At 74.0% G+C, this 24,943-nt stretch carries 21 protein-coding genes and 1 pseudogene; 15 read left to right on the top strand and 7 right to left on the bottom strand.

Features of this window, described 5'->3' with window-relative positions; genetic code table 11:
• The first annotated feature begins 371 nt into the window (after nucleotides 1-371).
• Nucleotides 372-746, top strand: a complete 375-nt coding sequence (locus ACZ6KF_RS13680; RefSeq protein WP_469159773.1) for a hypothetical protein — start codon at nucleotides 372-374, stop codon at nucleotides 744-746.
• Nucleotides 747-1,075: 329 nt separating this feature from the next.
• Here the strand turns inward: ACZ6KF_RS13680 and ACZ6KF_RS13675 are convergent, their stop codons facing one another.
• Nucleotides 1,076-1,918 carry a DUF4184 family protein gene (locus ACZ6KF_RS13675; RefSeq protein ID WP_469238499.1) on the bottom strand — a complete coding sequence of 281 codons (843 nt, stop codon included), beginning with the start codon at nucleotides 1,916-1,918 and terminating at the stop codon, nucleotides 1,076-1,078.
• A gap of 267 nt (nucleotides 1,919-2,185) precedes the next feature.
• On the opposite strand from ACZ6KF_RS13675, the gene ACZ6KF_RS13670 reads away from it, so the two are divergent.
• Nucleotides 2,186-3,934: a lytic transglycosylase domain-containing protein gene (locus ACZ6KF_RS13670; protein ID WP_469238498.1), complete on the top strand. Its 1,749-nt coding sequence runs from the start codon at nucleotides 2,186-2,188 to the stop codon at nucleotides 3,932-3,934.
• A 16-nt stretch (nucleotides 3,935-3,950) separates the two neighbouring features.
• Here the strand turns inward: ACZ6KF_RS13670 and hrpB are convergent, their stop codons facing one another.
• Together hrpB and ACZ6KF_RS13660 are read right to left on the bottom strand one after the other, a co-directional pair.
• A complete protein-coding gene (gene hrpB, locus ACZ6KF_RS13665) occupies nucleotides 3,951-6,467 on the bottom strand; it encodes an ATP-dependent helicase HrpB (RefSeq protein ID WP_469238497.1) in 2,517 nt (838 codons plus the stop codon).
• A gap of 4 nt (nucleotides 6,468-6,471) precedes the next feature.
• A complete protein-coding gene (locus ACZ6KF_RS13660) occupies nucleotides 6,472-7,356 on the bottom strand; it encodes a class I SAM-dependent methyltransferase (RefSeq protein WP_356636328.1) in 885 nt (294 codons plus the stop codon).
• 370 nt (nucleotides 7,357-7,726) lie between these two features.
• On the opposite strand from ACZ6KF_RS13660, the gene rpsA reads away from it, so the two are divergent.
• From rpsA to ACZ6KF_RS13635, 5 genes are all read left to right on the top strand, one after another.
• Complete coding sequence (gene rpsA / locus ACZ6KF_RS13655) at nucleotides 7,727-9,220, top strand: 30S ribosomal protein S1 (RefSeq protein ID WP_356636318.1); 1,494 nt, start codon at nucleotides 7,727-7,729, stop codon at nucleotides 9,218-9,220.
• Between the two features lie 334 nt (nucleotides 9,221-9,554).
• Nucleotides 9,555-10,493, top strand: a complete 939-nt coding sequence (locus ACZ6KF_RS13650) for a PAC2 family protein (RefSeq protein ID WP_469238496.1) — start codon at nucleotides 9,555-9,557, stop codon at nucleotides 10,491-10,493.
• Nucleotides 10,494-10,719: 226 nt separating this feature from the next.
• A complete protein-coding gene (coaE, locus tag ACZ6KF_RS13645) occupies nucleotides 10,720-11,340 on the top strand; it encodes a dephospho-CoA kinase (protein WP_356636314.1) in 621 nt (206 codons plus the stop codon).
• A gap of 50 nt (nucleotides 11,341-11,390) precedes the next feature.
• Nucleotides 11,391-11,771: a tetratricopeptide repeat protein gene (locus ACZ6KF_RS13640; protein ID WP_356636312.1), complete on the top strand. Its 381-nt coding sequence runs from the start codon at nucleotides 11,391-11,393 to the stop codon at nucleotides 11,769-11,771.
• Nucleotides 11,772-11,953: 182 nt separating this feature from the next.
• Nucleotides 11,954-12,655: a class I SAM-dependent methyltransferase gene (locus tag ACZ6KF_RS13635; protein ID WP_469238495.1), complete on the top strand. Its 702-nt coding sequence runs from the start codon at nucleotides 11,954-11,956 to the stop codon at nucleotides 12,653-12,655.
• Between the two features lie 78 nt (nucleotides 12,656-12,733).
• Here ACZ6KF_RS13635 and ACZ6KF_RS13630 read toward each other — a convergent pair whose 3' ends face one another.
• A complete protein-coding gene (locus ACZ6KF_RS13630) occupies nucleotides 12,734-13,330 on the bottom strand; it encodes an RNA-binding S4 domain-containing protein (RefSeq protein WP_469238494.1) in 597 nt (198 codons plus the stop codon).
• A gap of 163 nt (nucleotides 13,331-13,493) precedes the next feature.
• On the opposite strand from ACZ6KF_RS13630, the gene ACZ6KF_RS13625 reads away from it, so the two are divergent.
• The 6 genes and pseudogenes from ACZ6KF_RS13625 to ACZ6KF_RS13600 all read left to right on the top strand — a co-directional run bounded on the left by ACZ6KF_RS13625 (nucleotide 13,494) and on the right by ACZ6KF_RS13600 (nucleotide 19,966).
• On the top strand, nucleotides 13,494-14,360 hold the full coding sequence (locus ACZ6KF_RS13625) for a uracil-DNA glycosylase (RefSeq protein WP_469238528.1): 867 nt from the start codon (nucleotides 13,494-13,496) through the stop codon (nucleotides 14,358-14,360).
• A 96-nt stretch (nucleotides 14,361-14,456) separates the two neighbouring features.
• Nucleotides 14,457-15,087, top strand: a pseudogene (locus tag ACZ6KF_RS13620) (alpha/beta hydrolase family protein); the annotation flags it as partial.
• Between the two features lie 298 nt (nucleotides 15,088-15,385).
• Entirely contained in the window at nucleotides 15,386-17,350 is a 1,965-nt protein-coding gene (locus tag ACZ6KF_RS13615) for an FUSC family protein (protein WP_469238493.1), read from the top strand.
• Nucleotides 17,351-17,395: 45 nt separating this feature from the next.
• Nucleotides 17,396-18,751: an amidohydrolase gene (locus tag ACZ6KF_RS13610; RefSeq protein WP_469238492.1), complete on the top strand. Its 1,356-nt coding sequence runs from the start codon at nucleotides 17,396-17,398 to the stop codon at nucleotides 18,749-18,751.
• 79 nt (nucleotides 18,752-18,830) lie between these two features.
• On the top strand, nucleotides 18,831-19,538 hold the full coding sequence (locus ACZ6KF_RS13605) for a DUF899 domain-containing protein (protein ID WP_469238491.1): 708 nt from the start codon (nucleotides 18,831-18,833) through the stop codon (nucleotides 19,536-19,538).
• A 248-nt stretch (nucleotides 19,539-19,786) separates the two neighbouring features.
• Nucleotides 19,787-19,966: a hypothetical protein gene (locus ACZ6KF_RS13600; protein ID WP_469159825.1), complete on the top strand. Its 180-nt coding sequence runs from the start codon at nucleotides 19,787-19,789 to the stop codon at nucleotides 19,964-19,966.
• Between the two features lie 23 nt (nucleotides 19,967-19,989).
• Here ACZ6KF_RS13600 and ACZ6KF_RS13595 read toward each other — a convergent pair whose 3' ends face one another.
• The 3 genes from ACZ6KF_RS13595 to ACZ6KF_RS13585 form a co-directional block, all read right to left on the bottom strand.
• Nucleotides 19,990-21,900, bottom strand: a complete 1,911-nt coding sequence (locus tag ACZ6KF_RS13595) for an ABC transporter ATP-binding protein (RefSeq protein ID WP_469238490.1) — start codon at nucleotides 21,898-21,900, stop codon at nucleotides 19,990-19,992.
• A 287-nt stretch (nucleotides 21,901-22,187) separates the two neighbouring features.
• Nucleotides 22,188-22,625: a hypothetical protein gene (locus ACZ6KF_RS13590; RefSeq protein ID WP_469238489.1), complete on the bottom strand. Its 438-nt coding sequence runs from the start codon at nucleotides 22,623-22,625 to the stop codon at nucleotides 22,188-22,190.
• Entirely contained in the window at nucleotides 22,616-23,482 is an 867-nt protein-coding gene (locus ACZ6KF_RS13585) for an ATP-binding protein (protein ID WP_356636291.1), read from the bottom strand. The genes ACZ6KF_RS13590 and ACZ6KF_RS13585 overlap by 10 nt, the downstream gene beginning before the upstream one ends.
• A gap of 264 nt (nucleotides 23,483-23,746) precedes the next feature.
• Between ACZ6KF_RS13585 and ACZ6KF_RS13580 the strand changes: the two genes are divergently transcribed.
• Together ACZ6KF_RS13580 and ACZ6KF_RS13575 are read left to right on the top strand one after the other, a co-directional pair.
• Nucleotides 23,747-24,607, top strand: a complete 861-nt coding sequence (locus tag ACZ6KF_RS13580; protein ID WP_356636289.1) for a helix-turn-helix domain-containing protein — start codon at nucleotides 23,747-23,749, stop codon at nucleotides 24,605-24,607.
• The gene (locus ACZ6KF_RS13575) at nucleotides 24,608-24,883 is read left to right on the top strand and encodes a DUF397 domain-containing protein (protein ID WP_356636287.1); all 276 of its coding nucleotides are present in this window, start codon (nucleotides 24,608-24,610) and stop codon (nucleotides 24,881-24,883) included.
• Nucleotides 24,884-24,943: the final 60 nt, after the last annotated feature.

Genomic DNA, 24,943 nt, shown 5'->3' with positions numbered 1-24,943 from the left:
CGCCGAGGAGCTGCTCGGTCCCGGGGGGGCCCCCCCCCCCCCCCCCCCCCCCCCCGCCCCCCCCCCCCCCCCCCCCCCCCCCCCCCCCCAGCCGCGGTCGGCGGGAATCCCGGCGGTGGGGCACACGCACCCACACTGCCCACCCCCGGGGTCGGCACGCTGCGGGTGAAGCCGAAGCCTCCCGCCGGAGCCCCTTGCCCGGACGAGCCGCCCGATGGGGCAGGCTGCCCCCCGCCGTCGCCGGGGCGGTCCGGGCCCTCGGCCAGGGGGTGCGCCGGCGTAACGCAAGCCGGGCGGCGCCGACCGAGTTCGTCACCCGTGTGGCCCCCGCGAAGACGCCCACCCGGCCCGCCGGCCGTCAGGATGCCGCCATGGGTATACGCATGCTCAACCGCCGGACGGCCCCCGCGCCGCTCCCGCCGGCCCCGGCCCTCGCGGCCGGCGCAAGCACCGCCCGCATCCCCGCCGGACCGGCGACCGTCCTGCGCCGCACCGCGGCCGGCCTCGGACGCAGACTCGGACTCCCCGACCGCCAGGACCTCCGCGCACGCGTCCTCGTCCGCTCCCGTGAGCGCGCGGCGGCCGTCCGCAGGCTGTGGGCCGACATGGCCGCCGGCTATCTGGCCCTGGCGCTCACCCTGCTGCCCAGGACCCGCCCCGCGCAGACGCTCACCGTCTTCACGGTGACACTCCCCGGAGGCCCAGCCCCTGCCGGGCCTCGCATCCTCAGTCAGCGGGCGCCCTGACCCGGTCGTCGGCCCCCGATGCCCGGCCCGTCGGCCGACGCGGGCGCACGCCGACGGCGTACGGCAGCGCCCTGCTCGCGCCGGCGGGTTTCTGCGCCCGTCGGCAGGCCGGTGCGTCCTGCGTCATCGGGCCCCCGGACCCGGTGGCCCGGTGCTGGGAGTCCGGTTCGCCCACCGACGCGGGCGCACCCCGACGGCGTACGGCAGCCCCCTGCTCCCATCGGCAGCACCCGCCCCTGCCGCCGGCACCCCGCCCCCGCCGGCCGGCAGGCCCTCGCATCCCCCTACAGCAGCGCCTCGCCCCGCCCCCCGCCGGCAGCCCTACGTCCTCAGTCGGCGGACGCCCCGACCCGCTCGCCCGCCTCGGGGACCCGGTGCACCGGCCGTCGCAGGCGCACGCCCACGGCGTACAGCAGCACCCCCGGCACCAGCCCGGCCCCCGCGCCGAAGCACAGCGTGGGGATCAGCTCCCAGGGTTCGGCGTCCGCGCCCGAGTGCGCCCACCAGCGCGCCGAGCGGTGTGCCGCCGCCACCGCGGCGCAGCCGCCGATCACCGCGAACGCCAGCCCGCGGTCCCTGGCCGGCAGCGACGGCACCCCCACGGGAGCGGACGCCGGCGCGCGCCGTACCGCCCGGGCCAGGAACCAGCCGATGACGACCGCGGCGACCGCAGAGCCGCCGTACTGGAGGTACCAGTACAGCGGCGACCCCGCGACCTTCTCGCCCAGCACCGGGAAGACCCGCATCCCCCACCGGTCGAGGTGGGTGAACTCGTCCCACACGACATGGGTCAGCGCGCCCAGCGCGGCGGACGCGTACCACCTCGCCGCCAGGGCCGGTCGCAGCCGCGCGCGGCGCGCACCGCAGCGCAGCAGCGTCGCCGGGCGGGCCTGCCGTCCCGGCGGCAGCAGCGCCACCAGCGGCTCGCGCACCAGCAGCCACAGCCCCGCCAGCGCCCAGGCGATGAGCACGTCGACCGTGAAGACGCCGGGGTACGCGTGCGTGACGTCGCCGAACTTCATCGCGCCGGGCACCGCACTCGCCGCGTAATAGGTCATGTCGGGCGCGAAGGACCCCGCCAGCAGCACGGCCGGCGCCAGCCGCGCGCGGCCGGTTCCGTCGGAACGGACGGCGGGCAGCACGGCCGCCGCATGACTCAAGGTGAACGGCAACGGTGCTCCCCATGACGGACTTTGGCCCCCAGTATGCGAGACCCGCCGCACGGCCGAGGGCACAACGGGACGTGGCCAAGCGGTGAAAATCGGGCGCGAACCAGTGCCCGTGCGAACGAACTTGTCGTAGGGTCACTGGGTTGACGTGCACAGGAGCACGCCGCACACCGGACAACGCGAACAGGTCGGACAGGCCGCAGATCGGCGGCATTGGCGACATCAACGGCATCGACGGACAGTCGGACGTCCGCGGGAGGGGTTCACTTCATGGCGGCGCATTTGGGAAGGTTGCGCAAGGGGGCGGTGAACACGACCGTCGCGGCGCTGGCGGTCGCGGCACTGGCCGCGTCCCAGGGCCCGGGAGTGATCGGCGACGACTCCGGCAGACGGTCGACGACCGGGACCCAGCCGTCCCCCGACGTGCCCGCCGAGGACAGCGCGACCGGCAACTCGCCGTACTACACGGACCTGCCGCCGCTGGAGAGCCCCAACCCCGCGCCCACCACCGGCCCCACCGCCGACCCCGGGACGGGCGACACGGCGGCCGGCATTCCCGCGACCGTCCTCGACGCCTACCGGAAGGCCGCGGACCGGCTGCGCGCCGACAAGCCCGGCTGCAACATGCCCTGGGAACTGCTCGCCGCCATCGGCAAGGTCGAGTCGGGCCACGCACGCGGCGGCAACGTCACCACCGACGGCACCACCGTCACCCCGATCCTCGGCCCGCAGCTCAACGGCAACGGCTTCGCCAGCATCCGCGACACCGACGGGGGCGCCCACGACGGCGACACCGCCTACGACCGGGCCGTGGGCCCCATGCAGTTCATCCCGTCCACCTGGGCCTGGGCGGGCCGCGACGGCAACGGCGACGGACGGAAGGACCCGAACAACATCTACGACGCCGCGCTCTCGGCCGGCCACTACCTGTGCCGCTTCGGCTGGGACCTGTCCGACGACGAGGACCTGCACAGCGCGATCCTCAGCTACAACAACTCGCGGGACTACCTCAACACCGTCCTGTCGTGGCTCGAGTACTACCGCAAGGGCACGCACCAGATCCCGAACGGCACCGGCGAGCTGCCCGGCGACCGCAGCGACGAGCCGCGCGGATCACACCCCGAGACCAAGCCGCCCACCAGTCAGAAGCCGGAGACCGAGCCCCCGAGCCCGCGGCCCACGCCCCCGCCCGGCGGCGGCTCCGGCGAGCCCACGCCGCCGCCCACCACCCCGCCGCCGACCCCGTCGCCGACGCCGACCGACACGGTCCACCACCTGGAGAACGCGGGCACCGGACCGCTCACCGCGACGGCGGGCGACGCCTTCGCGGAGCGGATCGCGGCCCGGGCCGAGACCGAGGCAGGCAAGGGCGTCGGCAAGGTGCGGATCCGTTTCACCATCTCGGGCGGCACGGACGCGGTCTTCGCCGGCGGCGAGCAGGTGGCCACCGTCACCACCGGTTCGACCGGCGTGGCCGTCGCCCCGGTGCTCCAGGCCGGCGAGCGGACGGGAGAGTTCACCGTCCGCGCCACCGTCGTCGGTCGCTCGGTGCCCGCCGTCACCTACACCGCCACCGTCACGGCCCGCGCGGCCGACGCCCTCGCCCGTACCGGCGAAACGGCGCTCACGTGCGTCGCCGGCGGTGAGTTCGCCGAGCAGGTGCAGGTCAAGGCGACCTACCAGGGCGCCGTCGCGGACGGGGTCGACGCCACCGCGACGCTGGTCAAGTCGGCGACCGACTCCTCGGCGAACGACCAGGGACCCTACTTCAAGGGCGCCGACGGAACCCCCGTACGCACCCTGACCGGGCTCACCACGGACGAGAACGGCCTGCTGACGCTGCCGAAGCTGTACGCGGACGACACGGCCGGCACGTTCCTGCTGCGCATCACCACCACCGGCGGCGCCACGCTGACCGTCGAGCTGACCGTGACCGCGCCGCCGCAGCCCACGCCCACGTCCCCCAGCACCCCGACCGCGACCCCCTCCGCCACCGCGTCGGCCACGCCCGCCGCGTGACGGAGCACCGGACCGGTCACCGCCCGAGCCGCGCCTTGGTGTGCCGCGTCGGCTCGGCGGTGGCCGGATCCTCGGGCCACGGATGTTTGGGGTACCGGCCGCGCAGCTCCGCGCGTACGCCCCGGTAGCCGTCACTCCAGAAGGAGGCGAGGTCGGAGGTGACCGCCGCCGGCCGGCCCGCGGGGGACAGGAGATGGACCAGCAGCGGCACGCCGGCGACCTCGGGCGTCTCCCGCAGCCCGAACATCTCCTGGAGCTTCACCGCCAGCACGGGCCGTTCGGGGTCCGTGTAGTCGATCCGGACCCGTGAGCCGCTCGGCACGGTGATCCGCTCCGGGGCCAGCTCGTCCAGCCGCGCCGCCTCGCCCGACGCCCAGGGCAGCAGCCGCGTGAGCGCCTGCCCCGCGTCGATCCGCGCGAGGTCGGCGCGCCTCCGCGCGCGGCTCAGCTCGGGTTCCAGCCATTCGTCCACGCGCGCGTGCAGCGCGTCGTCCGAGACGTCGGGCCACGGCTCGCCGACGTGCAGTCGCAGGAACGCCAGCCGCTGCCGCAGCACCCCTGCCTCCGCCCACCGGCGCAGCAGCCCCAGCCCTTCCCGGCGCAGCCCGTCGAGCAGCGCCTCCCGTACGGCGGAGGGGTCGGCGTCCGCGAGCGGGCGTACCGCCAGCTCGACCGCGCCCAGCCGTTCCACGCGCCGGGCCACCACGTCCCCGTCCGCCCAGCGCACCTCGTGGCGCTCCTCCAGCAGCGCCCCGGCGGCACGCCGCGCGGTGTCCTCGTCGACGACGGCGCCGAGCCGCACGCGCGCGTGCCCCTTGCCGACGGGCCGGTCGGCCGACGCGACGGCGACCCACGGCGCTCCCCGCAGCCCGGTCCCGTCGCCGGTTTCGGCGCGCGTCCCGGAGACCATGAGGTAGGACCCGCCGTCGGCCTTGGCGACCCGCTCGGGGAACGCCAGCGCCGCGACGAGCCCGGCGACCCGGTCGTCACCGGCGTCGGCCGCCCGGCTTGTTCCCGATGCCGCGGCCTCCTCGGCCAGTGACCGCAGCCGCCGCACCTCGGTGCGCCAGCGTGCCGCGTAGGCGTCGCCGCCACGGCGGGCGGCGCGCAGGGCGGCCGCCAGGTCGTCGCCGTACTCGCGCGGCGCCTCCTCGCTCAGCAGGGCCACGACCTCCGCGGCCGCCTCCGCGCCGACCGACGGCGCCGCGTCCAGCAGCGCCCGCCCCAGCCGGGGATGCAGACCCAGCCGGGCCAGCCGCGCGCCCCGGTCCGTGGCCCGGCCGGCCGCGTCCACCGCGCCGATCGCCGACAGGACCTCCCGCGCCGCCGCCATCGCACCGCCCGGCGGAGGATCGAGCAGGGCGAGGCCGGTGGCCTCCGGATCGCCCCAGCACGCCGTCTGGAGCGCGAACGCGGTCAGGTCGGCCACTTTGATCTCGGGCGCCGGGAAACGCGGCAGACGGGCGTCCTCCGCCTCCGCCCAGCACCGGTACACCGTGCCCGGCGCCTCACGCCCGGCCCGCCCCGCCCGCTGCCCGCCCGCCGCCTGCGAGGCCCGTACCGTCGTCAGCGCGCTCAGCCCGCGCGCGTGGTCCACCCGCGGCTCCCGCGCGAGCCCCGAGTCGACGACCACCCGCACCCCGGGAACCGTCAGCGACGACTCCGCCACCGACGTCGCCAGCACCACCCGGCGGCGCGTCCCCGCCGACAGCACCGCGTCCTGCACCGCCGCCGGCGCCCGCCCGTGGACCTGGAGCACCTCGACGTCCCCGAGGCCGCCCAGCTGCCCGGCGACCCGCGCGATCTCCCCGACGCCGGGCAGGAAGCACAGCACGTCCCCCTCCCGCTCGGCCAGCGCCCGCCGCACCACCTGGGCGACGTGCGCCAGCAGCGCCGGATCGACCCGCGTCCCGTGCGGCGGCCGTACGGGACGCGCGGGCGGCGCCCACACCACCTCCACGGGGTACGACACCCCCTCGGCGGCCACCACCGGGGCGCCGCCGAGCAGGCGCGACCAGCCCTGCGCGTCGGTCGTCGCCGACGCCGCCACCAGGCGCAGCTCGGGCCGCAGCGTCTCGCGCACGTCCCACAGGAACGCGGCGGTCGTGTCCGCGTCCAGATGCCGCTCGTGGCACTCGTCCAGCACGACCACGTCGACGCCGCTCAGCTCCGGGTCCCGCTGCAGCCGCTGCAGCAGCACACCGGTCGTGACGACCTCCACGCGCGCGTGCCGCCCGACCACGCGCTCCCCGCGCACCGTGTAGCCGACGCTCCCGCCGACCCGCTCGCCCAGCAGCCACGCCATCCGGTGGGCCGCCGCGCGGGCCGCGATCCGCCGGGGTTCGGCGACGACGACCCGCCGTGCGGGCGCACCCGCGTCCAGCAGGCCCGCGAGCGCCGGCGGGACCAGGGTGGTCTTGCCCGTCCCGGGCGGGGCGACGAGGACGGCCGTGCCGTGCCCCTCCAGGGCCTCGCGCAGGCCGGGCAGGGCCTCACGGACGGGAAGGGCGCCGAGCGCGTCGTAGCGGATCACGCACTCAGTCCCGTACGCACACGAAGATCGCCGTGCCCGGGATCAGGCTGCCCCGCAGCGGCGACCAGCCGCCCCACTCGGAGGTGTTCCAGGCCGGCCACTCCGGCTCCACCAGATCCACCAGCCGGAACCCGGAGACCACGACGTCCCGCACACGGTCGCCGATCGTCCGGTGGTGCTCGACGTACACCGCGCGGCCCTCCTCGTCCTGCTCCACGTACGGCGTGCGGTCGAAGTAGGAACCGGAGACGGACAGGCCCTCCGGGCCCGGCTCGTCCGGGAACGCCCAGCGGATCGGGTGCGTCACCGAGAACACGAACCGCCCGCCCGGCCGCAGCACCCGCCGCACCTCGCGCAGCACCAGCCGCGGGTCCGCCACGAACGGCAGCGCCCCGTAGGCCGAGCACGCCAGGTCGAAGGAGCCGTCCGCGAAGGGCAGCGCGCTCGCGTCCGCGCACACCAGCGGGAAGGCGCCGCCGATCCGCAGCGCGTGCTGGAGCTGCCGGTGGGAGAGGTCCAGGGCGACGGGCCGGGCCCCCTGGGCGGCCAGCCAGCGCGCGCACTGGGCGGCACCGGCCCCGATCTCCAGGACGTCCCTTCCCTTGAGGTCCTCCGGCGGGCCGAGCAGCTCGGCCTCGACCTCGTCCAGGCCCTCGGGGCCCCATACGAAGCGGTCGTCACCGAGGAACGTGCCGTGCTCGTTCTGGTACTCGTCGGCGTTGCGGTCCCACCAGCCCCGGTTGGCCCGGACGCTCTCCGCGACCCCGGCGTCGCGGCGCGTGGCCTCCGCCTCGGTCTCCGGTCCGGTCTCCGGCCCGGTTCCCGACCGGGTCGGCGACGGAGCTTCCGGCGGGGATGCGGGCTGGGGGGATACGGGCTCTTGGATGATCGGCTCCCTCGTCGTACTCTTCCGTCCAGCCCGTCCCGGGAGCGTCGTGACAGCGGCGTTTCCGGGCCCGCGCGGCGTGAAGAGCCAGGTTTTGTGCCGGGTATGCGGCGATCTGCCCCGGGTGGGCGGCTTCGCGCATTGACCCTGTCCGGCTGCCCCCGTATGCTACAAGTTGCGCTGCGGGCCTGCGCACCTCAGACCTAGCAGGCTGCGCTCGCATCTGTTGTATGTCCCCTCGGTTGTCGAGGCGCCATCGTCGGTTCCGGCCGGTGAGGCGCTTCCTTGGCTGTCCGGCTTCTGCAGAGCGAAACGGGCTCCCGGCGTAAGCAGTACCTACGACTTCAATGTCCGTACCGGAGCCCTTTCCCACATGACGAGCAGCACCGAGACCACCGCCACCACCCCGCAGGTAGCGGTCAACGACATCGGTAACGAGGAAGCTTTCCTCGCCGCGATCGACGAGACGATCAAGTACTTCAACGACGGCGACATCGTCGACGGCGTCATCGTGAAGGTCGACCGGGACGAGGTCCTGCTCGACATCGGTTACAAGACCGAAGGTGTCATCCCGAGCCGAGAGCTCTCGATCAAGCACGACGTCGACCCCAACGAGGTCGTCGCCGTCGGTGACGAGATCGAGGCCCTGGTCCTTCAGAAGGAGGACAAGGAAGGCCGCCTGATCCTCTCGAAGAAGCGCGCCCAGTACGAGCGTGCCTGGGGCACCATCGAGAAGATCAAGGAAGAGGACGGCATCGTCACCGGTACCGTCATCGAGGTCGTCAAGGGTGGACTCATCCTCGACATCGGCCTCCGCGGCTTCCTCCCGGCCTCCCTGGTCGAGATGCGCCGTGTCCGCGACCTCCAGCCCTACGTGGGCAAGGAGCTCGAGGCCAAGATCATCGAGCTGGACAAGAACCGCAACAACGTGGTCCTGTCCCGCCGTGCCTGGCTGGAGCAGACCCAGTCCGAGGTCCGCCAGACCTTCCTCACCACCCTCCAGAAGGGCCAGGTGCGGTCCGGCGTCGTCTCCTCGATCGTCAACTTCGGCGCCTTCGTGGACCTGGGCGGCGTGGACGGTCTCGTCCACGTCTCCGAGCTGTCCTGGAAGCACATCGACCACCCCTCCGAGGTCGTCGAGGTCGGCCAGGAGGTCACGGTCGAGGTCCTCGACGTCGACATGGACCGCGAGCGCGTCTCCCTGTCGCTGAAGGCGACCCAGGAAGACCCGTGGCAGCAGTTCGCCCGCACGCACCAGATCGGCCAGGTCGTCCCCGGCAAGGTCACGAAGCTGGTGCCGTTCGGTGCGTTCGTCCGCGTGGACGAGGGCATCGAGGGTCTGGTCCACATCTCCGAGCTGGCCGAGCGCCACGTGGAGATCCCGGAGCAGGTCGTCCAGGTCAACGACGAGATCTTCGTCAAGGTCATCGACATCGACCTCGAGCGCCGTCGCATCAGCCTCTCGCTGAAGCAGGCCAACGAGTCCTTCGGTGCCGACCCGGCCTCGGTGGAGTTCGACCCGACGCTGTACGGCATGGCCGCGTCGTACGACGACCAGGGCAACTACATCTACCCCGAGGGCTTCGACCCGGAGACCAACGACTGGCTGCCGGGTTACGAGAAGCAGCGCGAGGAGTGGGAGCGCCAGTACGCCGAGGCGCAGGCCCGCTTCGAGCAGCACCAGGCGCAGGTCATCAAGTCCCGCGAGGCGGACGCCCAGGCCGCCGCCGAGGGTGGCGAGGCCGCCGCTCCGGCCGCGTCCGGTGGCGGTTCGTACTCCTCCGAGGGCCCGGACAACTCCGGTGCGCTGGCCTCGGACGAGGCGCTGGCCGCCCTGCGCGAGAAGCTGGCGGGCGGCCAGAGCTGATCGCTCGCCGCTCGGCTCGGCCACTGTGCTCAGCCACTGAGGTCGGTTGCTGAGTTCGGTAGCTTGTTGAGGGCCCGCACCCTTCGGGGTGCGGGCCCTCCGTGCTGGAGCGGGCGGTTGGCCGGCTGTCGGGTGCCGGCGGCCGTGTGTTCGCCGTTGTGGGCCGGGTGTCGGCGGTGCGGGCCATCGTTCGACGGTGCGGGCGGTGAGTGCTCGCAGCGTGGTTCGTCGGGGCCTTCGCCGGATAGGGCTGCCGCCGTTTCCCCCGCGTGTGCGGGAATGGGTACAAGGAGTGCCGCGTTGTCGTGTGTGAACACGAGGAGGAGCGGTCACTGTGCTAGATCCGCAGGGGTTGTACACGTGGGAGCCGAAGGGGCTGGCCGTCGTCGACATGGCGCTCGCCCAGGAGTCGGCCGGACTTGTCATGCTCTACCACTTCGACGGATACATCGACGCGGGTGAGACCGGCGACCAGATCGTCGACCGGATCCTGGACTCGCTGCCCCATCAGGTGGTCGCCCGTTTCGACCACGACCGACTCGTCGACTACCGCGCCCGCCGTCCGCTGCTTACCTTCCAGCGCGACCGCTGGACCGACTACGACGAGCCGACGCTCGCCGTGCGGCTCGTCCAGGACGCCACCGGCGCCCCCTTCCTGCTGCTGTCCGGACCCGAGCCGGACGTCGAGTGGGAGCGCTTCGCCGCGGCCGTCGACCAGATCGCGGAGCGCCTCGGCGTCCGCCTCGTCGTCAACTTCCACGGCATTCCCATGGGCGTCCCGCACACCCGCCCCGTGGGCCTCACCCCGCACGGCAACCGCACCGACCTGGTGCCCGGTCATCGCAGCCCTTTCGAGGAGGCCCAGGTGCCCGGCAGCGCCGAGGCCCTGGTCGAGTACCGGCTCATGCAGGCCGGCCACGACGTCCTGGGCGTCGCCGCCCACGTCCCGCACTACATCGCGCGGTCCGCCTACCCCGACGCGGCGCTGACCGTGCTGGAGACCATCACGGCGGCCACCGGACTGGTGCTGCCCGGCATCGCCCACGGCCTGCGCACCGACGCCCACCGCACCCAGACCGAGATCGACCGGCAGATCCGGGAGGGCGACGAGGAGCTGACCGCCCTGGTCCAGGGCCTTGAGCACCAGTACGACGCCGTCGCCGGCGCCGAGACCCGCGGCAACATGCTCGCCGAGCCGGTGGAGATCCCGTCCGCGGACGAGATCGGTCAGGAGTTCGAGCGCTTCCTGGCGGAGCGCGAGGGCGACGGTTAGACGGCGGGTGCACGACGGCCGGTCCGTCGGCCCTGCAAGGCCGTCGGAGGGGCCGGTCCGCTGGCCCTGCAAGGGTGGGAAGGGGCAGTCCGTCGGCCGTACGACGCTGAGGGAAGGGTCGTCCGTCGGCCGGGCCGGTCCGAGAGGTGTACGGCGCCCGGTTCGTCTGCTGCACGCCGACCGGTCCGCCTGCTGCGTCGCACCGGGAGGGCCTAAGCTTCCGCTCATGCTGAAGGTGGGTCTGACCGGTGGCATCGGCGCCGGCAAGAGCGAGGTGTCGCGGCTGCTCGTGGAGTGCGGCGCCGTGCTGATCGACGCGGACCGGATCGCGCGTGAGGTCGTGGCGCCCGGAACCCCCGGCCTCGCCGCGGTGGTGGAGGCCTTCGGCGAGGAGGTGCTCGCCCCGGACGGCGCCCTGGACCGGCCCAGGCTGGGCTCGATCGTCTTCTCCGACCCCGACCGGCTGGCGGTCCTCAACTCGATCGTGCACCCCCTGGTCGGCGCGCGCTCCCGCGAGCTGGAGGCCACGGCGGCCGAGGACGCCGTCGTCGTGCACGACGTCCCGCTGCTCACCGAGAACGGCCTGGCCCCGCTCTACGACCTGGTGATCGTCGTGGATGCCGCCCCCGAGACCCAGCTCGACCGGCTCGTCCGGCTGCGCGGCATGACCGAGGAGGACGCCCGCGCGCGGATGGCCGCCCAGGCGACGCGTGAGAAGCGCCTGGCCATCGCGGACATCGTCGTCTCCAACGACGGACCGTTGCCCGGACTTCGGCAGCGGGTACGGGAAGTGTGGGCCGAACTGGTACGCCGTGCACACGCGCCGCAGCAGCCGCCGAGGGAATAGCGGCCGCCTCCCCGGGCGTTGAATCCGGCCAGTAAGGGAAGGACTCTGCCGTGCCCGACAACAGCGGATCCACCGGACGCACTCCGGAGACGCACGTCATCGACTTCCGCGCCGCAGAGCAATTGCTGGCGGCCCGGGACCCGCGGGGTGCGGTGAAGCTGCTCGACTCGGTCGTCGCCGCGCACCCGGAGAACACCGCCGCCCGGCTGCTTCGTGCCCGCGCCTTCTTCGCCGCCGCACAGCTGAGGCCGGCCGAACTCGAGTTCACCGTCGTCCTGGAACGCGAACCGGACAACGCCTTCGCCCACTTCGCGCTGGCCCGCACCTACGAACGGCAGGGACGGCCGGAACAGGCGAAGCGGCACTTCCGGCTGGCGGCGGCCCTCGACCCGAACCCGCAGTACCTGAAAGCGGCGCGGTTCGATACGTGAGCGCGGGACCGCGGGGCCGTCGAGGGCGTGGCGGACCCCGGAACGGTCCGCGAAAGGCCCGGAGAAGCGTCGGAAGGGCCCCGGAAGGGCTCTCAGGACTCCTCGAAAACGCGACCCCCACTCGAACGGGTGAACCTTGGGCGGGAGGGAACGGGCCGCTGGACACGGCCCGTTGTCCGGGTATGAAGCCGAAGTCGCGAGCGGGACATCAGGGCACGGGGCCCGGAGCCATCACGCCGGACGGCTGCGCCGTCGAGCTGTACTCCCGGCTGGCCGCCGGAGCCGAGCCGGACATCATCGCGGGCGCCGTTCCGGACGGCGCACGCATCCTCGAGCTGGGCAGCGGGGTCGGACGCGTGACGCATCCGCTGCTGGCGCGCGGTTTCACGGTCACCGCGGTGGACGAGTCACCCGAGATGCTCGAACGCGTCCGCGGAGCCCGCACGATATGCGCGCCGATCGAGACGCTCGACCTGGGCGAGAGATTCGACGTGGTACTGCTCGCGTCGTTCCTGGTGCACGCCGGCGACCCGGAGGTGCGGCGCGGACTGCTGCGGACCTGTGTACGGCATCTCGCGGACGGGGGGTGTGCGCTGATCCAACGGGAGGGCGAGGACTTCCACACCAACGTGCCGCGCGAGCGGACCGACCCCAGCGGCTGCACGGTCCGCATCACCTCGTCGCTGCCGCTCGGCGACGGGACGCACTCGGTGCACGCGGAGTACGAGTTCCCCGACGCGACCTGGACCCAGACGTTCCGGGCCCGGCCCCTGACGAAGGAACAGTTCGAGGAGGCCCTGGCGGAGGCGGGCCTGGAGGTGGACGCGTACCTGACGGAGGACCGCATATGGGCGCGGGCGGTGGTGACATCCCCTGGGAGCTGACGGCGACGACGGCTCGCGCTGTGCCGCGCCCCGCAGGCCTCGCGCTGTGCCGTGCCCCGCGGGCGGGGACCGAGCCGGTCAGCCGGACCGGGGCCTGCCGCCGGGGCCGAGGCTGCCGAGGGCGCGCAGGCGCTCCAGCTCACGGCGGTCCCGCTTGGTCGGGCGACCGGCGCCGCGGTCGCGGATGCCGGCGGGTGCGACGGCCTCGCGGGGCGGGGGCGGCGGGCTGTTGTCGATGTAGCACTGCACGGCCACGGGCGCTCCGACGCGCTTGCGGATCAGGCGCTTGACGACGACGATCCGCTCCCGGCCCTCGTGACGCAGGCGCACCTCGTCGCCGACCCGGACCGAGTGCGCGGGCTTGACCCGCTCGCCGTTGACCCGGACATGGCCGCCCTTGCAGGCGGTCGCGCCCTGGGATCGGGTCTTGATCAGCCGTACGGCCCAGATCCAGCTGTCGATGCGCACGGTCTCACCCGGCGCGGGCCCGGCGGCCTCCGCAGCGGCCACAGCGGCGGCGACCTTGGGATCCACGGGCTCCGCGGCGGCGCTCGCCGGCGTGTTGCCGGTCTCGGGGGCGGCAGCCTTCCGCGCGTCGGCCCCGGTGCCCTCCGGCCGGCCGGCCGTGCCCTCGGGACCGTGTTCGTCGCTGCTGTCCGTGTGCTCCGCTGCCATGCCTCCGACCTTAGCCGCCCGCGCCGTACGCTTCAGACGATTTTCGGGGCGCTCCCAGGCCTACGGTGGACGGATGGACAGCGGGATGCACGGCTACGACCGCACGGAGAGCGACGCGGACGGCGGCGTGCACGACGGCGTGGATGGTGGCGTGGACCGTGTCGTGGAAGGGACCCCGGACAGTGGCGGCCTCGTCGCCCTCGACCGGCGCATCGCGGGCTGCCGGGCGTGCCCGCGGCTCGTCGACTGGCGGGAGGAGGTGGCCCGTACCAAACGGGCCGCGTTCGCCGACTGGACGTACTGGGGGCGGCCGGTGCCCGGCTTCGGGCCTCCCGACGCGCGCCTGCTGATCATCGGGCTCGCCCCGGCGGCGCACGGCGGGAACCGGACGGGACGCATGTTCACGGGCGACCGCTCCGGGGACGTGCTGTACCAGGCGCTGTACGACATCGGGCTCGCCTCGCAGCCGACGTCCGTGTCGGCCGACGACGGACTGGAGCTGTACGGGGTGCGCGTCACCGCCCCCGTCCACTGCGCCCCGCCCGCCAACCGGCCCACCCCCGAGGAGCGGGACACGTGTCGGCCATGGCTCGTCCAGGAGCTGGGGCTGTTGCGGCCGACGCTGCGCGCGGCGGTCCTGCTCGGCGCCTTCGGCTGGCAGGCGGCGCTGCCCGCGTTCGCGGCGGCGGGCTGGACGGTGCCTCGGCCCCGTCCGGCCTTCGCGCACGGGGCGCGGGTGAATCTCGACGGACCCGGGACGCTCGCCGGGCCCCAGCCTCTTGCCGGACCCGGACCCGGACCCGGACCCGGACCCCGGCCCGGACCCGGACCCCGGCCCGGACTCGGATCCCGACCTGGCCCCGTAGCCGCAGAGGAATCCGGAGCCGGACCCGTACCCCGAGGGCTCGCCGTCTTCGGCTGCTTTCACGTCAGCCAGCGCAACACCTTCACCGGCAAGCTCACCCCGGCGATGCTCAGGGAGGTGCTGTCCGAGGCGGCGCGCACGGCCGGGCTGAACCCCCGGTCATGAGGCGACAGGGCGGCGCGAGCGCTCGTACGGTGCCCTGATGGGCCTGTATCCGCAGATCCCGCCGTACGACCACGGAATGCTCGACGTCGGCGCCCGGGGCTGCGCTACGCACAGACGCACCCGGGCGTGGTGTCCGAACTGGTGTTCAAGGGTGTCGCGACCGGCAAGGCCGAGGTGGAGCTGATGACCAGAGGTCTCGGCCGGTTCTTCCGGACGACCCTGAGCGCTTCGTCGCCGAACTGCCCCCCGACGAGCGGCACGGCAACCTCGCCGCCACCTGCCACCGGCTGCTGTAGTCCCCCGACCCGAGAGTGCGGGAGCGGGCCGCGCGAGCCTGGACGGACTGGGAGACGGCGATCGTGCCTGCGCCGCCGCGTTCGGTGGCGCGGACGAGGACGCCGACTTCCGGCAGGACTTCGACCGTACCGTCACGCACTACTGGGGAAGTCACGCACTACTGGGGAAACGACCACTTGCCGGGCGAGGGCGGCCCCGACGGCGTGGTCCTGCGCGACGCCCACCGGCCGGCGGGCATCCCGGACACCCTCGTTCAGGGCAGCTTGATCGGCAACCAGCTCGGCATCGTCTGGCGGCGCGGCTCCACCACGCCCGGCCCGGCAGCGAGCTGATCGTCGTGGACGACGTCGGGCACGACGCGGGCGCTCCGCGGACGACGGACGTCCCGGTGGCGACGACGGACGCGTACGCGGCCCGCCGGGGCGGCTGACGCGGGCGTCGCACCGTCCGGCGGCCGGGCTCACGGCCGCCAGACGTACCGGATTTCCCCGACAGGTCACCCCCGATCATGAGCGCCAGGGCGGGGCGGACGCACCCGGATATCGCACCGCACGCCCCCCGCCCAGGTGACGCGACAGACCTGGCCTGTCCCGAGGGCCGGCGTCACATCCCCGCAACACGCCTGTTCCGTCCCCTCCGAAAACTCCCCTTACCCTGGACATCACAGTCACCAGCCCGGCCACCGTCGCCCGAAGGCACACCCCCGCCCTCGCCCCGACAGGAGCCCCGTGTCACGCAGCCGCCCCCTCGACCTCCCGCCCTGGCTCGCCCACGCCCTGCGGACGCAGCGCGGACCCGTGCCGTGGAGCCCGGTCGCGCGAGGCGCGCTGGCCGCCGGGCCGCTCCTGCTCGCGGGCGTGCTCGCCGGGCGGGCGTCGCTCGGCGTCGTCGCCGCCATCGCCGCCATGCTCGCCGGCATCAACGACCACCCCGGCGGGCGGCGCAGCGCGGTCCGCCGGCTCGGGCTGCCGGCCGTCGCCGGAGCGGCGGGGATGCTCATCGGGACGTACGCGGGGGAGCGGGCGGGCGCGGTCGCGCTGACGCTGCTGTTCGCCGGGCTCGGACTCGTCGCCGGAGGCGTCAGCGCCGTGGGGGCGGTCGCCTCGGCGGGCGGCACCCAGTTGCTCGTCGGCTCGGCCGTCGGGGCCGGGATGCCGTTGCCGGAGGCCGGGTGGCGTTACGCCCTCGCCTTCCTCTGCGGGGCAGGGTGGCTGATCGCGCTCCGGGTACTGCTGCCGTGGCCCGCCACCCACGCCGGGGACTACCGTCCGGCCCGGTTCGCGGGGGAGCGGGCGGCGGTCGCCGGGGTGTACGACGCCATCGCCGGGCTGCTCGACGCGGCCGGGTCGGCGACGGCCACCGCACGTCGCGCCGCGCTCACCGCCGCCCTCGACCACGCCCAGGACGCCCTCGGCGGATTCCGGCTGCGGCGGTACACCGGCTCCGCGACCGAGCGGCGGCTCCAGGCGCAGTACGCCGCCGCGCTGCCCCTCGCCGAGGCCGCGACCGCGCTGGCCTGGGCCGGAGAGCCGCTGACCGAGCGCGCCTCCGAAGGCCCCCGCAGGCTCGCCGCGGCCGTCCGCGACGGCGTCGGCGCCGGACCGCTGCCCGCGCCGTCGCGCTCGGCACCCGCCCTGCGCGCCCTGGACGACGCCCTGCTCCTGGCCGCCGAGGCGTTCGACCAGGGCGACGGCGGCGACCTGCACACCCGCAGGCGCGGCACGCGCGAACTGCTCGCCGCCGCCATCGGCAGCGGCGGACGCGAGTACGGCTTCCGCGTCGCCCTCTCCTTCGGGGCAGCCGCCGCGGTCGCCCAGGCCCTGTACCACGCCCGCTGGTACGGGCAGCACGAGCACTGGTACTGGCTGCCCGCCACCGCCGTGTTCCTCGTCAAGCCGGACCTCGGGCCGCTCGTCTCGCGCGTGCTGTGCCGCGCGGCCGGCACCGTCCTCGGGGCGCTCCTGTTCGCCGGGCTCGCGGCCGTCCTGCCGCATCCCGGGGGCCTCGTCGCGCTCGTCGCCGTCTGCGGCGCGCTCATCCCGGTCGCGGTACGGAACTTCGCCGCCCAGACCGCCGTCGTCACCGTGCTGGTGCTCGCCCTGGTGATGGTCGGCGGCGAACCGCAGGCCTCCGCCGCCCGGATCGGCGAGACGCTGCTGGCCTGCGCGATCGTGCTGCTCGTTGGACACCTGCCGATGCCGGGGGAGCGGGGCGGAGCCGTACGCGCCCGGCTCGCGGCGGCGGGCAGCGCGGCGGACGCCTACCTCACCCACGTCCTGAACGCGTCGGACGGCGCCCCCGGCGCACGCCGGGACACCGGTCGCACCAGTCGCGAGCCGTCGCACGCCCCGCGCGAGCCGGCCGTCCCCGGCGCCCCGGCCGTCCCCGACGACCGAGCCCGGCGTTGGGTACTGCGCCGGGAGGCGTACCGGGCGCTCGCCGAGGCGCGGGCCGCCATCGCCCGGGCCTCCGCCGAACTGCCCGCCCTCGCCCGGCACGCCGAGGGCGCCGACGAGGTCGCCGCCCTCCTCGAACGGCTGGTCGACACCACCACCGCGTGCGCCGTCCACCTGGACGACACCGGTCACCTCGCGCCGCGGCACACGCGTCGGCTCGCCGAACTCCTGGAGGAACTCGCCGACGCGTGCGAGCGTCCCGGCCTGCGCCCTTGCGCGGTGGCCGTCGGCGGGTAGCGCGACCGACTGCGGGAGCGTGGGCGCCGCGGGTACGTTGTCGCCATGATGGCTCCCCACGCCGATCTCGTCATCACCGGATGCACCGCCCTCGTCCACGACGACACGGAGCGGATCGGGTTCCTGGAGGACGCCGCGATCGTCGTGCGCGACGGGGTCGTCGAGGCCGTCACCGCCAGCGTGGACACGACCGCCCTGCCCGCGGCCGAACGCATCGACGCCCGCGGCCAGGTCGCGCTGCCCGGACTGATCAACTGCCACACCCACGCCGCCATGGCCGCCTTCCGCGGCATCGCGGAGGACCTGCCCACCGAGGAGTGGTTCAACGACGTGGTGTGGCCCGTCGAGTCCAACCTCACGCCCCGCGACGTCGAACTGGGCGCGCGGCTGGCCTGCGCGGAGATGATCCGGGGCGGGGTGACCTGCTTCGCGGACCACTACTTCGCCATGGACCGGGTCGCCGCCGTGGTGGCCGAGTGCGGACTGCGGGCCCATCTGGGCGAGGCCTACTTCTCCTCCCAGGGGCCCGAAGGGCGCGAGCGCTCCCTCGAGTTCGCGCTGCGCCACCGGGGCGGCGCCGACGGCCGTATCACCACCGCCCTCGCCCCGCACGCCCCCTACACGGTGACCGACGCCGACCTCGCCGCCACCGCCGAACTGGCCCGCGCCCACGGCCTGCCCGTGCATCTGCACGCCGCCGAGAACCGCGACCAGACCGAGGCGAGCCTGGCCCGGCACGGCGTCACCCCGATCGAGGTCCTGGCGCGCACCGGACTGCTGGACGCCACCGACGTGCTCGTCGCGCACGGCACCGGCATCCTCGAACGCGACCTGCCGGTCCTGCAACGGGCCGCCGGGCGGGTCGCCGTGGCGAGCGCGCCCCGCGGCTACCTGAAGTTCGCCTGGCCCACCACCACCCCGATCCGCGCCCTGCGCGACCTCGGCATCCCCGTCGGACTCGCCACCGACGGCCCCGCCTCCAACAACAACCTCGACGTGTGGGAGTCGATGGCGCTCACCGCCCTGGTCCAGAAGCAGGCCGAGGGCGACCCGCGCTGGCTGACCGCACGCCAGGCCCTGCACCACGCCACGCTCCAGAGCGCCCGCGCGGTCGGCCTCGGCGGCGTCGTCGGCTCCCTCGCCCCCGGGCATCGCGCGGACATCGTCCTCGTCGACCTCACCGGCCCGCACACCCAGCCCGTGCACGACCTCGCCGCCACCCTGGTGCACAGCGCCCGCTCCTTCGACGTCCGCACGACGATCGTCGACGGCCGCGTCCTGATGCGCGACCGCGAACTGCTGACCGTCGACGTGCCGTCCGTCGTACGGGAACTGGCCGACCGGACGCCCGCCCTGCTGGACCGCGGACACGGCCGGCGCATCCAGGAGTACGACGCCTGAAAAATCTCCGGGCACAGCGATGAGTTCCGCCCACCGGCGCGGTCACCACTGGCAACGGGACCGTCGCACAGGAGGAGCCATGTCGCTTCCGGAGGTCGTCTCGCGCCACGAGTGGCGCAGGGCGCGGCAAGAACTGCTGGTCAAGGAGAAGGAGGCCACCCGCGCGCGGGACGCCCTCAACGCGCAGCGGCGCCGGCTGCCCATGGTGGAGATCGACACCGAGTACGTCTTCGAGGGCGGCGACGGCAAGGCGTCCCTGCTGGACATGTTCGAGGGACGGCGCCAACTGGTCGTCTACCACTTCATGTTCGCGCCCGAGTGGGAGGCCGGCTGCCGCAACTGCTCGGCGTTCATGGACCAGATCGGGCACCTCGCCCATCTCCACGCCCGCGGGACGACGTTCGCGGCCGTGTCCCGGGCGCCGTACACGAAGATCCTGCCGTTCAAGGCGCGGATGGGCTGGACGGCGCCCTGGTACTCGTCGTGCGGCGGCGACTTCAACGAGGACTTCGAGGTGACCCTCGAACGCGACGGCGAACTCGTCGAGAGGCCCGGACTGAGCTGCTTCCTGCGCGACGGCGACCGCGTCTTCCACACCTACTCGACGTACGAGCGCGGACTGGACGGGCTCGGCGCGACCACCACCCTGCTCGACCTGACGGCCCTCGGCCGGCAGGAGGAGTGGGAGGAGCCCAAGGGGCGCGCGTCGGCTCTCGGGGCGCCCGCGGGCAGCGCACGGATCCGCTATCACGACGAGTACGACGAGTACGACGAGTACGGCGCGTGAGAAGGAGTCCGGCGCCCCGATGGGTGCGGGCCAGACCGACGGACGCGGACGACGGGCGAGGACGAGCGCGGCGCGTGTGACCAGTGAGGGCCGGGAGGGCGAGATGAGCGCACGGGGAGTGGCCGTCTCCTCACATTGAGCGTTGAACTAGTGTCAGGTATGTCTCAGTACGGTCACTGAGCGCGCCGTTTCCCCTTCCGAGGGCGTTAACTCCTTGTACGTACGACGCTCATCGGAGGTGCGAGATGGTGAACGGGCGAAGAGTGCTCGGGCGCTTTCCCGCAGGCGGCCCACGCGGATCCTGGCCGGCGGAGGAGTTCGCGCAGGCGCGCCGGCTCGAAGGCACGGCCGCCGAGGTCGTGATGGACCTCGCCACGGACACGTTCCTGGTCATCGTGCGCGAGGCGGAGAGCGACGCCGCCGCGTGAACCGGCGGAGCCGAGGTGCGTGATCAGCCCGCCCTCGGCGCTGGGGTCCGCGCCGTGAACTGCTCGGCCTGGAGCGCGTACAGCTCCGCGTAGACCCCACCCTCGGCGAGCAGTTGGTCCGGTGTCCCCGACTCCACCAACCGACCCTGGTCCAGCACGTGCACCAGATCGGCGTGGCGCACCGACGCCAGCCGGTGGGTGATCAGCACGACCGTCTGCCCGGAGCCCGCCAGCGCGCGGATCTTCTCGAACACCTCCAGCTCGGCCCGGGCGTCCAGGGCCGCCGTCGGCTCGTCCACGATCAGGATCTGGCCGCGCCGGTACGCGGCCCGCGCGATCCCGAGGCGCTGCCACTGCCCGCCGGACAGCTCGTGCCCGCCGCTGAAGTCGCGGGCGAGCAGGGTGTCCAGGCCGCGCGGCAGATCCGCCACCACGTCCCCGGCGCCCGCCTCGGCGACCGCGCCGGCCAGCCGGTCCGGGGTGATCGGCGCCGAGGGCCGGCCCACGGCGATGTTCACGCGGGCGGTGAACGGCCACCGTTTGAAGTCCTGCGCCACCATCGCGATCCGCTCCGCCAGCCCCCGCCGGTCCGCGGTCGCCGCGTCGACGCCGTCCCAAAGGATCCGCCCCCGGTCCGGCCGGTACAGACCCGCCAGCAGCTTGACCAGCGTCGTCTTGCCCGAGCCGTTCTCGCCGACCAGAGCGATGATCCGGCCCAGCGGCAGGCTGAGGGTGACGTCGTCCAGCGCCGGGCGCGCCGCCTCACCCGGGTAGCGGAACGTGACGTTCTCGAAGCGGATCTCTTTCGGATCGTCCGGCAGCTGCACTCCGCCGACCGGGATCGCCCGCTCCGCCGCCTCGGCGTACAGCCGCTCCAGGTCGCCCACGAACAGGGCCTCCTCGTGCAGCTGGTTCACCTCCAGCACCAGCGTGCTCAGGCTCGCGGAGCCGGTGCGCACCGCGATCACGGCCGTGCCCGCGACGGCCAGCGACATGGCTTCCGTCAGCAGCAGCCCGCCAAGCGTGGCGTACGTGGCCAGCGTCGCCAGCCCCGTCCAGGCCGCCGCGATCAGACCGGTGCGGGCCGCGAGGCCGGCCAGCCGGGCCTGTTCCGCCTCCGCCGTCTCCGACATGGCGCGGAAGTGCCTCAACAGGAACGGCCCGACGCCGTGGACCCGGATCTCCGGGGCCGCGGCCGGCTCGGTGAGCAGATTGCTGATCAGGTGTCCCGCGCGGGCGTGCTGCACCCAGATGTGGAACGACTCGTAGCGGCGCCGGGCGTTCGTCAGCGCGCTCCAGGCGCTCGGCAGCGTCATCGTCGCCAGCAGGGGGAGCAGCAGCGGGTGCAACACGGTCAGTACGCTGGCCGCCGCGACCAGCGAGATCAGCGCGTTCACCACCCGCGTGCCGTACATGATCATGCGGCGGGCGGAGGCGGCGCCGTACTGCGCGGTGTCCAGCAGCTTGTGGAAGGCGTGGTCCTCGATCGCGGACAGCTCCACGGCGGCCGCCCGCTCCAGATACAGCTCGGTGGCCACCCGCTCCACCTTCGGCTCCAGCCGGCCGGTGGCGTACGTCGACGCGGCCCGCAGGAGCGCGCCGACCAGCAGGACGACGGCGATGGCGGCCAGCGCGGGGGCGGCGCCGCGCAGCCGCTCCTCGACCGGGCCGGCGTCCATCAGCCGGGCCAGCACGCTGTTCACCGCCAGCAGGCTCACGGCGTGCGCCGCGCCCCGGGCCGTCTCGGCGGCCAGCACGATCCGGGCCGCTCGCCGGTCGGCCCGGCGGGCGAGCCGGAAGCTGGAGGCGAGCAGGGCGGGAAGCCGCCGGATCATGGAGCGGAAGGTCAGTTCGAGGAAGGCCTCGGAGTGCTGGTTCCAGCCCGTGTCGTAGCGGAGCGGGCCGCCGAAGAGCAGCCGTTCGGATTCCGACACCTGCTTCTCGGGCTGTTGCCCACGGTCGGAGCGATCCTCCCGCGCGGACCGATTCCGCGGACCCGGCTGCCGTCCTCGCCGGTCGCTCTTCGTCCCGCTCGTCGTCCCGTGCTTCGTCCCTTGCTTCGTCCCGCTCTTCGCCTGCTTCTTCGTCCGTCTCTTCGGCTGCACGAAGAGTCACTATCGCGGCCCGGCGCGGTGCCGGGCAGGGCGCGGGAGGAAGGCGATGACATGCGCGGGCGTGCGACCCCGGGAGGGCGCCGGTGCGGGGCGCCGCGGCGGGCGGGTCAGGCGGTGACGGCGCGCGACCAGGTCGGGGCGGTGCCGATGATCCGGCACAGGGCGAGGTAGAGCGGAATCGGCGGGGTGTACGGCAGGGTGCCGTCCGGCCGGTGGATCAGCCGCGGGGAGTCGGGAACGACCGCGCCGGCGACGTACCGCGCGGGCGCGGGCCACTCCAGCGCGTAGTCGGAGTCGGAGGGGACCAGCCACCACCAGTGCGCGTCGTCCGCGTAGACACAGCCCACGCGCGGCAGCCGGGGCAGTACGAGGGGTCCGTACCGGGCGGGGACCGCCACCGCGTCGCAGCCGAGCGGGGCGGTCATGCCGTCGGGGACGGAGAGCCGGTGGGGCGGGTCGTCCGGGGTGCGCAACCCGCGTCCCAGGCGGACCAGGGTGTTCAGGGCGACTACCCGCCCGCCGCCGGAACCGGCCGTCACACCCATTCGGGCCCCGTTTCGTGATGAGTTCGGTGGTGTGCGCCCGGATGGGGCGCGGGGCGTGCGGCGTCGTGCGCGCCGGCGCCCGGGTGGGACATCGCGCCCGGGTGGGACAGGGGGCGCGCGGTGCCGTGCGAGGCGTGGTGCGAGCCGTGCGGTATCTGGTGCACGGGCGGTATCGCGTGGTGCGCCTTGTGCTGCTGCGGGGGCACGCGATGGAGGGCGTCCGGGCCGGCGACGCGGTGTGCGGCGTCGCGGGGCGCGCCCGGGGAGGCGTCGCGGGTGCGCTGGTGCGCCTCGTCCTCCTCGCCCGTTCCGTCGCCGGAGGAGCCGGGCCGCGGGCGGGCGCCCCAGCCGAGGTCGGCGTGGGGGGCGTTGTCCGCGGGAGCGGCACGGCGCGGCAGCTCGGCCCAGACGAGCAGGCCGGGACCGTTCTCCTGGGCGCCCCAGGCGTGTGCCAGGGCGTCGACGAGAAGCAGTCCCCTCCCGTGCTCCTCCTCGGCCCGCTCGGGGGTCGGCCGCGGCTCGCCCGGCGCGCAGCCCTCGTCGCCCACGGCCACCCGCACCACCTCGTCGCCGTCGTGCAGCTCGCAGACGACGACCGCGCTCGCGGTGTGCATGATCGCGTTGGTGACCAGCTCCGACACCACCAGGGCGGCCGTGTCGCAGGTGTCCTCGCACACCGACCAGCCGGTCAGCCGGGACCGGGTCAGGCGTCTGGCCTGCGCGGGAGAGCCGGGGTGCGCGGCCAGCTCGAAGCGGAACCGCCGCTCGGCGGCCGCGCCCGCGGGGCCGGCCGTCGCGGCGGCGCCGGGGCCGGAACGGCCGGCGGCGTCTGTTCCTAAGGGCGCGGACGGAATCACGCTGCCACTATCGCCCTGCCGCGGACACTTGGCAAGTGTCACTCTGAAAAATGCAGAGTGCTGTATGACGCGGTGAGGGCTCGTGGCACACTGCTCGCAACAGCATCTGATGCGGCGCCAGTTGGGATCGCCGAAAGTCCGCCCGGACTTTCGAATGGGTCTTCGAATGGCGCCGCTGGGCTGTGAGCGTGCACGCAGGGCCTTCGGGCAAGGAGTCGCGGGTCTTTCGGGTTATTCCGTACGGGGACTGAATGGAGGTGGAACGTGAGCGAGCCGCGGTCCGCGCCCACGGTCGGCCAGGTCGTCCTCGGGCGGCGTCTGCTGGACCTGCGCGAGCGGGCGGGTCTCAAGCGGGAGGAGGCCGCCAAGATCCTCCGTGTCGCCCCGGCCACCGTCCGCCGTATGGAGACGGCCGAGGTCAGCCTCAAGATCCCCTACCTCCAGCTCCTCCTGAAGGCCTACGGCGTCCCCGACGACGAGGCCGAGGCCTTCGTGCAGCTGGCCGAGGAGGCCAACCGTCCCGGCTGGTGGCAGCGGTTCCACGACATCCTGCCGGGCTGGTTCTCGATGTACGTCAGCCTGGAAGGCGCCGCCGCGCTGATCCGCACCTACGAGCCGCACTTCGTGCCGGGGCTGCTGCAGACCGAGGACTACGCGCGCGGGGTCATGAAGTCGGGCGCCGTCGGCCAGACGCGGCCGGAGGACATCGAACGCCATGTCGCCCTGCGCATGCAGCGCCAGGAACTGCTCACGCGCCCGGACGCGCCCCGGCTGTGGGCCGTGATGGACGAGACCGCGCTGCGCCGCCCGGTCGGCGGCCCGGAGGTGATGCGTGCCCAGATCGACAAACTGCTCGAGGCCACGAAGCTGCCCAATGTGACGCTGCAGGTCGCCCCGTTCTCGACGGGGCCGCACCCCGGCACGTACGGGCCCTTCGTGCTGTTCCGATTCGCCGTGCCCGAACTCCCGGACATGGTCTACAGCGAGTACCTGACCGGCGCCGTCTATCTCGACGCGCGCAACGAGGTGGCGACCTATCTCGAGGTCATGGACCGCATGGCGGCGCAGGCCGCTACGGCACATCGCACGAAGGAGATCCTCCGGGATCTCCGCAAGGAGCTGTGAATGGATCGCATCACGTCCAAGCCCAAGCCGCGGGTCCGCGGCGAGCGGATCTACAACGGCATGCCCGCCCGGGAACTGGGCAGCGAAGGCTGGCACAAGCCGTGGAGCGGCGGCAACGGCGGCAACTGCCTGGAGGCGATGAAGCTCGCCGACGGGCGGATAGCCGTCCGGCAGTCCACCGACCCCGACGGGCCGGCGCTGATCTACACCTCCGACGAGATGACGGCCTTCATCGAGGGCGCCAAGGCGGGGGTGGCGGACTTCCTGCTGTCCTGAACGGACCGACCCGGTTCACTTTTTGCTGCGCAACTGCCTTATCTTGCTACTGACTTGATT

Source organism: Streptomyces sp. NPDC046379 (genome assembly GCF_055587785.1).
This window is presented reverse-complemented; position numbering and strand designations above follow the sequence as displayed.

Coding starts and splice junctions, on each gene's coding strand:
- ACZ6KF_RS13680 (WP_469159773.1), top strand. CDS start 372: ATGGGTATACGCATGCTCAACCGCCGGACGGCCCCCGCGCCGCTCCCG.
- ACZ6KF_RS13670 (WP_469238498.1), top strand. CDS start 2,186: ATGGCGGCGCATTTGGGAAGGTTGCGCAAGGGGGCGGTGAACACGACC.
- rpsA (WP_356636318.1), top strand. CDS start 7,727: ATGACGAGCAGCACCGAGACCACCGCCACCACCCCGCAGGTAGCGGTC.
- coaE (WP_356636314.1), top strand. CDS start 10,720: ATGCTGAAGGTGGGTCTGACCGGTGGCATCGGCGCCGGCAAGAGCGAG.
- ACZ6KF_RS13635 (WP_469238495.1), top strand. CDS start 11,954: ATGAAGCCGAAGTCGCGAGCGGGACATCAGGGCACGGGGCCCGGAGCC.
- ACZ6KF_RS13630 (WP_469238494.1), bottom strand. CDS start 13,330: ATGGCAGCGGAGCACACGGACAGCAGCGACGAACACGGTCCCGAGGGC.
- ACZ6KF_RS13610 (WP_469238492.1), top strand. CDS start 17,396: ATGATGGCTCCCCACGCCGATCTCGTCATCACCGGATGCACCGCCCTC.
- ACZ6KF_RS13605 (WP_469238491.1), top strand. CDS start 18,831: ATGTCGCTTCCGGAGGTCGTCTCGCGCCACGAGTGGCGCAGGGCGCGG.
- ACZ6KF_RS13590 (WP_469238489.1), bottom strand. CDS start 22,625: ATGGGTGTGACGGCCGGTTCCGGCGGCGGGCGGGTAGTCGCCCTGAAC.
- ACZ6KF_RS13575 (WP_356636287.1), top strand. CDS start 24,608: ATGGATCGCATCACGTCCAAGCCCAAGCCGCGGGTCCGCGGCGAGCGG.